At 69.6% G+C, this 8,592-nt stretch carries 9 protein-coding genes; 8 read left to right on the top strand and 1 reads right to left on the bottom strand.

Annotation, left to right across the window (positions count from 1 at the left end; genetic code table 11):
- Positions 1-1,771 (top strand): telomere-associated protein Tap (gene tap / locus CCS38_RS35170; RefSeq protein WP_372457214.1); only part of this gene is annotated, 1,771 nt, incomplete at its 5' end.
- 9 nt (positions 1,772-1,780) lie between these two features.
- A complete protein-coding gene (tpg, locus tag CCS38_RS35165) occupies positions 1,781-2,338 on the top strand; it encodes a telomere-protecting terminal protein Tpg (RefSeq protein WP_223737683.1) in 558 nt (185 codons plus the stop codon).
- 86 nt (positions 2,339-2,424) lie between these two features.
- Here the strand turns inward: tpg and CCS38_RS35160 are convergent, their stop codons facing one another.
- Positions 2,425-2,949 carry a P-loop nucleotide/nucleoside kinase family protein gene (locus tag CCS38_RS35160; RefSeq protein WP_223737682.1) on the bottom strand — a complete coding sequence of 175 codons (525 nt, stop codon included), beginning with the start codon at positions 2,947-2,949 and terminating at the stop codon, positions 2,425-2,427.
- Between the two features lie 789 nt (positions 2,950-3,738).
- Here CCS38_RS35160 and CCS38_RS35155 point away from each other — a divergent pair.
- The 6 genes from CCS38_RS35155 (at position 3,739) to CCS38_RS35130 (ending at position 8,392) form a co-directional block, all read left to right on the top strand.
- Positions 3,739-4,272 (top strand): hypothetical protein, encoded by a 534-nt coding sequence (locus CCS38_RS35155; RefSeq protein WP_223737681.1) that lies wholly within the window; start codon positions 3,739-3,741, stop codon positions 4,270-4,272.
- Between the two features lie 58 nt (positions 4,273-4,330).
- Positions 4,331-4,849: a hypothetical protein gene (locus tag CCS38_RS35150; RefSeq protein ID WP_223737680.1), complete on the top strand. Its 519-nt coding sequence runs from the start codon at positions 4,331-4,333 to the stop codon at positions 4,847-4,849.
- A 123-nt stretch (positions 4,850-4,972) separates the two neighbouring features.
- Positions 4,973-6,175, top strand: coding sequence for a hypothetical protein (locus CCS38_RS35145; protein WP_223737679.1), 1,203 nt, complete (start codon positions 4,973-4,975; stop codon positions 6,173-6,175).
- A 27-nt stretch (positions 6,176-6,202) separates the two neighbouring features.
- The gene (locus CCS38_RS35140) at positions 6,203-6,793 is read left to right on the top strand and encodes a hemerythrin domain-containing protein (RefSeq protein WP_223737678.1); all 591 of its coding nucleotides are present in this window, start codon (positions 6,203-6,205) and stop codon (positions 6,791-6,793) included.
- 692 nt (positions 6,794-7,485) lie between these two features.
- Positions 7,486-7,710 carry a hypothetical protein gene (locus CCS38_RS35135; RefSeq protein ID WP_223737677.1) on the top strand — a complete coding sequence of 75 codons (225 nt, stop codon included), beginning with the start codon at positions 7,486-7,488 and terminating at the stop codon, positions 7,708-7,710.
- 217 nt (positions 7,711-7,927) lie between these two features.
- Complete coding sequence (locus tag CCS38_RS35130; protein ID WP_223737676.1) at positions 7,928-8,392, top strand: hypothetical protein; 465 nt, start codon at positions 7,928-7,930, stop codon at positions 8,390-8,392.
- Positions 8,393-8,592 lie beyond the last annotated feature (200 nt).

Raw genomic sequence — 8,592 nt, 5'->3', positions numbered from 1 at the left:
CGCCCCGGCAGACCCCGGCTCAAGCCCGCAGCACCACCCGGCCACCGGCACGGCCAGGAACACAACATCGCGGCGGCCAACGGCAAAGAAGGCGATGCCGAAGAAGCCGACCGCCGATGCGCGCTTCCCCCACGGCCCGCTCGCGGTCCTGGACGACGACGGCACTGCCTACTGCGCCGACGGCCTGGTGCTGGAGTGCCCGGCCAAGACCATCCCGGCCCTGGTCGAGTGGACGCTGAAGGAGTCCGGACTCGGGGCGCCGCGGCTGCACCGCCACGGCAAGGACAGTGATCCGCTCGTCGCGCTGACCGCATCGGCCGCCGTACGGCTCGGCCTGCCCGAGCGTCTGGAGGGGCCCGAGGCCCGCCGCTCGCTGCGCCTGCCGGAGGATCATCCGGTGGTCAAGCAGATCACCCGCGCGAAGTGGAAGCTCACCCAGCGCGGTTTCGGCCCGTGGGCCCGCATCTACCGCCCCGCCACGGCCGGTCAGCGCCAGTGCGTCCAGCTGGCGATCCTGCCCTGGGACGCCCTCGACACCCGGGCCTGGCCCGGCGCCGACCAGCTGCCGCCGGCCGAACTCGCCCGCGTCCTCGGCACGTACGCCACCCGCGTGCTCACCCCGCGCGGCTCCACCGCCGTCTCCGGCCTGGAACTGATGACCGCCCTGCGGCCGCCGACCCGACCGGTGAAGGACACGGCGACCGGCGCATGGGTGTCCGGCCCGAACCCCGGCGCGCTGACGGCACCGGTCGACCCGGCACCGCCGGAGGCCACCGCCGAACACCCGGTCGCTCAGGGCTGGGAGGGCGGCTTCCTGGACGAGGAGGCGTACCAGTGGGTGCGCGACGTACAGCTGCTGTCCGACGAGGAGTGCCTGCTGCCGCACGCGGTGGGCCTGGACATCAATACGGCCTTCCTCGCCGCCGCCGCGCGCCTGAGCGTCGGCCTGGGGGAGCCGGAGTACGTGCAGCGCCCGGTGTTCGACAAGAAGACGCCCGGCTCCTGGCTGGTCGACCTCTCCCACATCGAACTCGACCCTCGCCTGCCCTCGCCCTTCACGCCGTCCGGACGGCGCCCGGACGGTCCGGCCTGGTACGCCACCCCCACCGTCGCGTACGCGGCCGAGCTCGGCTACGACGTCGCCCCACTCGAGGCGTACCTGCGGCGGGAGACCGGCCCGTACCTGGACCCCTGGCACGACCGCCTGAAGACCGCCTACGTCGACACCCTCACCGACCTCGGCGTCACAGGGGACCTGGACGAACGAGCCTTCCTCGCCGCGATGGAACACCACAAGCAGACCGACCCGGGCATGGCGGCCGTGCTCGCGGCTATCAAGTCCACCGTCAAGGGCGGCATCGGCAAGCTGCGCGAGCGCCCGCAGGGCCGCCACTACCGCGACGGTGAACGCTGGCCGGCCCTGGAACGCCCCACCTGGCGCCCCGACATCCGCGCCGCGGTGATCTCCAAGGCGCGGGTGAACATGCACCGCAAGATGCGCAAGACCGCTGAAGCCATCGGCCTGTACCCGCTGGCGGTGCTCTCCGACTGCGTGGTCTACCCCAGCCCCGGCCCGAGCCCGCTGGACTTCCTGCCGCGTGACGCCGACGGCAAGCCGTACCCCGGCTCCTTCCGCCTCGGCCCCACACCGGGCCTGGCCAAGGTCGAAGGCGTCCAGACCATGGCGTGGGCGGTGGACCTGATGGAGCAGCAGTACAACCCGGCCCGCCACATCAAGGGCGGCGACGCCGTCCTGGACGAAGGAGAGTAAGCCCAAGCCATGGGGGACATCGAGGACGCCCTGGACCGCGCCGACCAAGAGGCCTTTACCCGCCGGCCGCCGAAAACCCCGCTCGCGCAGATCCGCCTCCTGGTCCGCGCGGAGAAGGGCTCCACCCGGGCCGTAGCGGCCCGCCTGGGCGTCTCCCAGCGCACCATCGAGCGCTATCTCGCCGGACAGCGCAAGACACCGCAGAAACGCCTCGCAGACGCCCTGCGCCGCGAGGTGCCCAAGGTGTGGCAGCCGAGGGTCCGACAGCGCCGCCGCAAACAGGCCGCCACCACCGCCGGCATCACCATCGAAACCCGCGCCCGCTTCGGCTACACCGCACCCATCGGCACGACCGACGACGGCCGGGTCCGCCGGCTGACCGTCCACCTCCCGCCGGCCTACGCCCGCCGCCTCTTCGACGCCCAACAGCAGGGCGCCGGCGACCAGCAGCTGCGCACAATCGTCGCCGAAGGGCTCCAGGAGATCTATTTCAAGGACGGCGGCCACCGCGCCGATGACCTCGAAGTGGAATTTACCGACATCGACTACATCGACGTTTCTTTCTGACCGATTGTGGTGAGCCGAGGCACGATGGTTGTCACATAGGCAGACTTGTTGTCACCTTCGAGGTTTAGCACCGGGGGGCCGTTCTCTCACCTCTTGACGGCGTCCGCGATCTGCTGGGCGGCTTGGGCGGGTGTGAGGTGCGTGGTGTCGACGACCTCGGCCTCAGCGTGCAGCCACGTGCGGGCCGCCTCGGCGTAGGGCTCGAGGTGTCGGAGTCGAAACGGGGAATTGGGGCCGAGGGCGGTGTCGCTGGCGATGCGCTGGCGAAGGGTGTCCTGGTCGGCATGGAGGACGAAGTGCCGGACCGGAATATCGTGCTGGGCGAGACCCGAGCTGATCTCGCGCCAGTACTGCTCGACCAGCACTGTCATGGGGATCACCAGGGTGCCGCCGGTGTAGTCGAGGACGCGTCGGGCGGTCTCCACCACGAGGGGCCGCCACGGCGGCCAGTGCTGGAAGTTGTCCGTCGCGGGTAGCCCCGGCGTGATGTCCATGAGCGTCTCGCCGACCTTCTCGGCGTCGAACACCCGCGAATCGGGGATCAGCCGCTGTACGAGCGCACTGGCCGTCGTCTTGCCCGCGCCGTGGGTGCCGTTGAGCCATACGATCATGCACCTGACGCTAGCGTCATGCAGGCCTCAGGGGACGGCTTCTGGTGACAGCAGGGCCGCTGAATGAGGTTGTGTGACAGGTCGGATGCCTCGCCTGTGACAACCAGGATGCTCCGACCGACCTCTTCTGGCAGCTCATCCAACTCTGCCGGTGACAACTACTGAGCCTCGGCTCATGTGGCTAGGGCCTCAGTTGGCGGTGTGGGGCGTCGTACACCGGCGTTTCAGACGAAGATGCCGACCGCTCCCGGATTCGGCATCTTCACGACCGTTCCCGCCAACGGCCGCCCGAAGCGAAGCCCCGACGGATCCGCATCCATCCGCAGAATTCACCACCCCACATCTCTCCTGTGGCCCCGTCGCCGGCCCTTCCCGTTCCGCTACGCGGTCGGTTGGCACCGTGGTCGTTGCGCGGGGCACTGCCGGTATGGGGCGGGAAGACGCTGACAGCAACGACGCACTCACCGAGGAAGAGCGCGCGCGAAGCCATCGGCGGAATGCCCATCGATGCCCCGGCGACGACCAGGAGCAGGGCGGCGGCGATGAGTGAGTGGGGCGACGCACGCTTCGGTCGGCGCCTGTTGCAGCGCATCTACCAGACCGGCCGCAGGCGTGCCCTCATCCTCACCCTCACCTTCACCCTCACCTGTGGAATTGAGGGCGAATCGAGGTCGGAAGCGGACGGCGGGCGGAGCGGAAGCCGGGCGTTCGGGTGGCGCCGTCGTCCGAAGGAGGCGTCCGGCGCCGGGGCCGAGGATATGCGCGGTGCGCACGGGTACTCGTGGCCGCATGATGAAGCGCGCACTGTACCAAGGCGTGATCGCCGGTGCCGCCGGAGTGGCGGTGATGACGCTGGGCGAGAAGGTGGAGCAGCGCCTGACCGGGCGGCCGGACTCGCATGTTCCGGCCCGCCCCCTGGCGCGCCTGACCGGCATGGCCGACCGGCCAGGGGAGGAGCGGGTGCCGGCGAACTGGGTCATGCACGTGGGCCAGGGCGTCCTGCTGGGCGTCCTCCGCTCGGTCATGGCGCACATCGGGCTGCGCGGCCCGTGGTCCTCGGCCAAGTTCGCGGTGGTTCGGCTGACCAACGACCAGATCCTGGAGAACGCGACCGGGGTCGGCGCGCCGCCGCAGACGTGGCCGCGCGCGGAACTGGCGGTGGACCTGCTGCACAAGACGGTCTACGCCTTCGCCACCGGCGCGGTCGCCGATGCCCTGGCCGCCCGTTCCGGGCCCGGTCCGGGACAGCGGCACGCCATGCTGCGGCCCGGCCGCCGCCCCGATGTGGGGCCGGTCGTCCGGGAGAACGCCCAGGGCCGATGAGCGGGACGGCACAGGAGGAACAGGAAGAATAGGAAGAACAGGAGGAGGGGAAGCGATCGTGACCCGTACTGACCCGCGCGGCCCGCAAGGCGACCGGCTCGCGCTGCTCGGTGTGTACCTGAACGACCATCTGGCCGGGGCGACGTTCGGTACGGAGCTGGCGCGCCGGCTGGCCAGGAGCCCCGTGGACGCCGCGGCCGGTGAGACGCTCAAGGCGCTGGCGGCCGACATCGTGGCGGACCGGGCGGCCCTGCTGCGCATCATGAAGGACCTCGGCATCCGGGCCCGGGGCTACAAGGCCGGCGCGGGCTGGGCCGCCGAGAAGATCGGCCGGCTCAAGAGCAACCGCCGCCTGCTGTCCCGCTCACCGCTCAGCCCGCTGCTGGAGCTGGAGGTGCTCAGGCTGGGCGTGGAGGGCAAGGCCGCGGGCTGGCGGACGCTGCGCGAGCTGGCCGAGACCGACGACCGCCTGGACGCGCCCAGGCTCGACAGCCTCCTGAAACGCGCCGGCCACCAGGCCGAGATCCTGGAGGACCTGCGCGTCCAGCAGGCCGCCGAGAGCTTCCGCACTGCCTGACGGCCCTGCATGGCTCATTTGTGCCGCGTCGCCGGGCGCAATCGGCCCGTTCGCTGGTTCGGCGTCCCGCGGCCGGGTACTCCGGCCACCCTCGGACCCATCCCATTCGCCAGGGAGGCCCTCATGGCGTTCAGCCCTCTGGAGCAGCGGGGCATCCCGCTGGACCGTCAGCTGCGCAACTGGCGTGAGCTGAATGTGACGCCGATCGATCCCGACCACTGCGACCCGTACACCCGGTGCCGGATCATCACGATGAACGGCATCGAGGTCGAGGCGATCCTCTTCAGCCACCAGTTCGCCCGGCACTGCCCGGACCCGGAGGTCAAGCGGCAGCTGGCGCGGACGCGCTACATCGAGGCGCAGCAGCAGAAGGCCGTGAACTGGCTGCTGCCGGGCGTCTCGTCGGTCCTGGAGACCACCATCGCGTACGAGCAGGTCGCGGTGGACCTGACAGCCTGGGTGGCGCGCAGCGAACCGGACCCGTATCTCAAGCAGGCGTACCAGTTCGGCGTCCTGGAGGACTTCGACCACCTGTACCGGTACGCCAACCTGTACGAGATGATCGAGCACCGCAAGGCGGAGTCGGTCGTGGACGGGCTGACCGAGGTCATGCCGGGCCGCCCGACCCGCATGCACCACCGCCATCCGGTGGACAACGTGCGCGAGCCGTACGACAAGTCCCGTACCGATCCGCTGTCGAAGCTGCACGCGCTGACGGTCATGTCGGCCGAGCAGCAGACGATGAACTTCTACATGAATGTCGGGCCGACCTACATGGAGCCGATCGCCCGGCAGCTGTACCAGGAGATCGGGCTGATCGAGGAGGAGCACGTCACGCACTACGAGTCTCTCGTGGACCCGGGCGAGACGTGGTGGGAGCAGCTGGTCAACCACGAGTACAACGAGTGCTACCTCTACCACTCCTTCATGGAGACCGAGAGCGACCCGAAGGTGAAGGCCATCTGGGAGCTGCATCTGAACCAGGAGCTGGAACACCTCCACCTCGCCTGCGACCTGATGCGCCGTCACGACGGCCGGGACCCCGCCGAGATCCTGGCACCCGAACTGCCCAACGTACTGACGTTCGAGCCGAATAGGGGTTACCTGCGTGAGCTGATCGCCGAGCAGCTGGACCTCACCACCCTGGGCACCGGCTACGTCCGTGAGGCCCACGAGCGCTTCGAGGCCATGCAGGAAGCGCTGAACGGCGGCGAGGCACCGCCCAGCGACCGCGTCATGGAGGAGCACCACCAGACCTTCGGCCGCGAGTACCGGATGCAGTCCGAGGGCGACCACCCCGTGCCCGAGCTGCGCGAGAAGAGCTGAAACGACCGCATCGATGCCCTGGAGGACATGGTGAGCCCAGCGACGGCACCCACCCCCGCACCCGCCCCGGAGCAGGACGTGGTCGCCCTGCTCATGGGCCAGCACGGGGAGATCCGCAACCTCTTCGACGAGGTCGAGCAGAGCACCGGCGACATCCGCCGGGACGCCTTCCGGCGCCTGGTGCGGATGCTCGCCGTGCACGAGACGGCCGAGGAGGAGGTCGTACATCCGTATGTGAAGCGCGCCGTGGACGGGGGCGCGGACATCGTGGCGGACCGGCTGGCCGAGGAGAACGCGGCCAAGGAGGCGCTGAGCGAGCTCGACGGGATGGATCCCGAGCACTCCGCCTTCATGCCGCGGCTGCTGGAGCTGCGTATCGCGGTGATGGAACACGCCCGCGCGGAGGAACGGTACGAGTTCGCCCAGCTGCGGCGGCTGAACGACGCCGGCCGGCTGGCCACGATGGCCAAGGCCGTCAAGGCGGCCGAGGCGACAGCGCCCACCCATCCGCATCCCGGCACGGAGACCGCCGCGAAGAACCTCGCCGTGGGCCCCGTGGCGGCGGTGATGGACCGGGCCCGGGACGCCATCCGCAAGGTCATGGGCAAGGACGGCTGACCACGGCGCCTGTCTGTACCGCTGAAGGGCACCGTGCGCTGTGTCCGGGGCCACGCCCGCCTCGTCCGTGCCCTGTATGAGTGCCTAGCTCACCTGGATCAACTGAAACACCTGGATCGCCTGAAAGGCTGTGCGAGAACCCTGCGGTTCAACCTCATATGCGGTAGTGGGTCGGGGTCTCGCACGGCCCGGCGGTTCACTTACCGGTACGAGTACGGGTACGGGTACGGGTGGCGCGGGGCGAACAGCAAAGCCGTACCGTCGGTGTTGTCAGTGACGTCAAGGAGAGCCGCGCTTGAGGTAACAGCGATGCAGCCACCACTGAGGTTCACGTACTGACTGCTGCCAAGGGGGCTTTCAGCGACCAGTGTCCCCTGTGCCGGGTATGCGGACCGGAGTAAGGCCAGGGCGAGCAGCGACCACGGATTTCCTAGGGCGGGCACGCTGACCGTGCCTGCCGGTGTCACTTCGATCATGGTGGACGTGCTCGGCTCGGGAGGAGGGGGCGCCAGCATCGCCTTCGCCCCCGACGACGGCGGGTCCGGCGGCGGTGGTTGTGGCGGCGGTGAACGCCCGCCAGGCCTGAACAATCCCGGCCTGTTAGGCAGGGCAGCACACGTCAGGGTGGCGGGACGGCCCCGCGTCGGATCCGCCCGGATGCGTCCCCATGGTGCCGCAGGCAACCTGACCATATGAGCGCCCGCATCGTTATCCACCCGCCCCTCGGCACCGGCGGTCGCCGTGTCCACATCGACGGCGCCATCCTCGGCCTCGCTCACAGCGATATGGACGTCGTGGAGTTCTTGCGCCGCGCTGGCCTCCCCGACGCCGAGTCGCTCCTGGATGACCCCCAGCGGGTGGAATGGCGCGGCGGACAGCCACACGACTACGGGGGCCCCAGCCTCAGCAGCGCCTGACCTGCCCCCCAGGCACTGAGCCAGAGGTCGGCGGACCGTCGTAAGGAAGACACGCAAGCCGTCCTCGCCCTCGTGCGCCGACGCGTCAACGTCCTCTGGGCCATGATCAGGGGTACACCTCGCGCGAAGATCGAAGGATCTGGGACGTGCGGCGGTGGTGAGCATTACCTCTGCGGGGGGGGGAGAGGCTGCTGACCTCGATATGAAAGGGGCAAGCATGACCGACACTGGTGCACCCGATCAGCCCGCACGGCGTCACCGCAGACCGGACGAGGCGAGCGACGAGGCGGTCGCCGCGGCCGGGAAGTTCTCTGAGGCATTGGAGACCATCGAACGCGCTCGCGGTCACCTGTACAGCTTTCACCAACTCACCGGCCACGCCGATCTGGCGCTGGACGAGGTTGTGGTCCGGCTGCGAGAGGCGGGCCGCGAGGACCTCGCGCAGCGCCTGAGCCGAGAGCTGATCGGCCGCAACGTTTTGCCCGGACGCTGGACCTTCCAGATCGTCGAGGAGTACGACGAGGGCTACTACGCCCAGTTCCATCGCTTGAATACCTTGCTGCACAAGGAATTGCTGGACGGCCGCACCCACGTCTTCGAGGCCGAGATGAAGGAACGCCGCCGCACGCACGGCGACCCAGCGCACCGCTCTGTACCAGAACACGAGGGACCAGCCTCTTAGAAACCGCTCTTGAAGAGGACACGCCGACGCGGTCGGATCGCGCCGTGCGCAACGAGCTCTCCGGCGGAGCTGTGTCGGTCTTTCGGTCAGTCGCAGGAGCGAGCGGGTTCCGCAGTGCGTGGGCAGAGGGGGAAGGCATGCGGATGCGAGGGGTACGCCGGGCGGTGCTGGCGGTTGCGGCGGCCGGTGCGGTGCTGGCC

This window comes from Streptomyces purpurogeneiscleroticus (assembly GCF_020024005.1).
Classification (GTDB): Bacteria; Actinomycetota; Actinomycetes; order Streptomycetales; family Streptomycetaceae; genus Streptomyces; species Streptomyces purpurogeneiscleroticus.
This window is presented reverse-complemented; position numbering and strand designations above follow the sequence as displayed.

Bases quoted from the DNA above. Each gene is read 5' to 3' on its own strand.
- tpg (WP_223737683.1), top strand. From the start codon at position 1,781: ATGGGGGACATCGAGGACGCCCTGGACCGCGCCGACCAAGAGGCCTTT.
- CCS38_RS35140 (WP_223737678.1), top strand. From the start codon at position 6,203: ATGGTGAGCCCAGCGACGGCACCCACCCCCGCACCCGCCCCGGAGCAG.
- CCS38_RS35155 (WP_223737681.1), top strand. From the start codon at position 3,739: ATGATGAAGCGCGCACTGTACCAAGGCGTGATCGCCGGTGCCGCCGGA.
- CCS38_RS35135 (WP_223737677.1), top strand. From the start codon at position 7,486: ATGAGCGCCCGCATCGTTATCCACCCGCCCCTCGGCACCGGCGGTCGC.
- CCS38_RS35130 (WP_223737676.1), top strand. From the start codon at position 7,928: ATGACCGACACTGGTGCACCCGATCAGCCCGCACGGCGTCACCGCAGA.
- CCS38_RS35160 (WP_223737682.1), bottom strand. From the start codon at position 2,949: ATGATCGTATGGCTCAACGGCACCCACGGCGCGGGCAAGACGACGGCC.
- CCS38_RS35145 (WP_223737679.1), top strand. From the start codon at position 4,973: ATGGCGTTCAGCCCTCTGGAGCAGCGGGGCATCCCGCTGGACCGTCAG.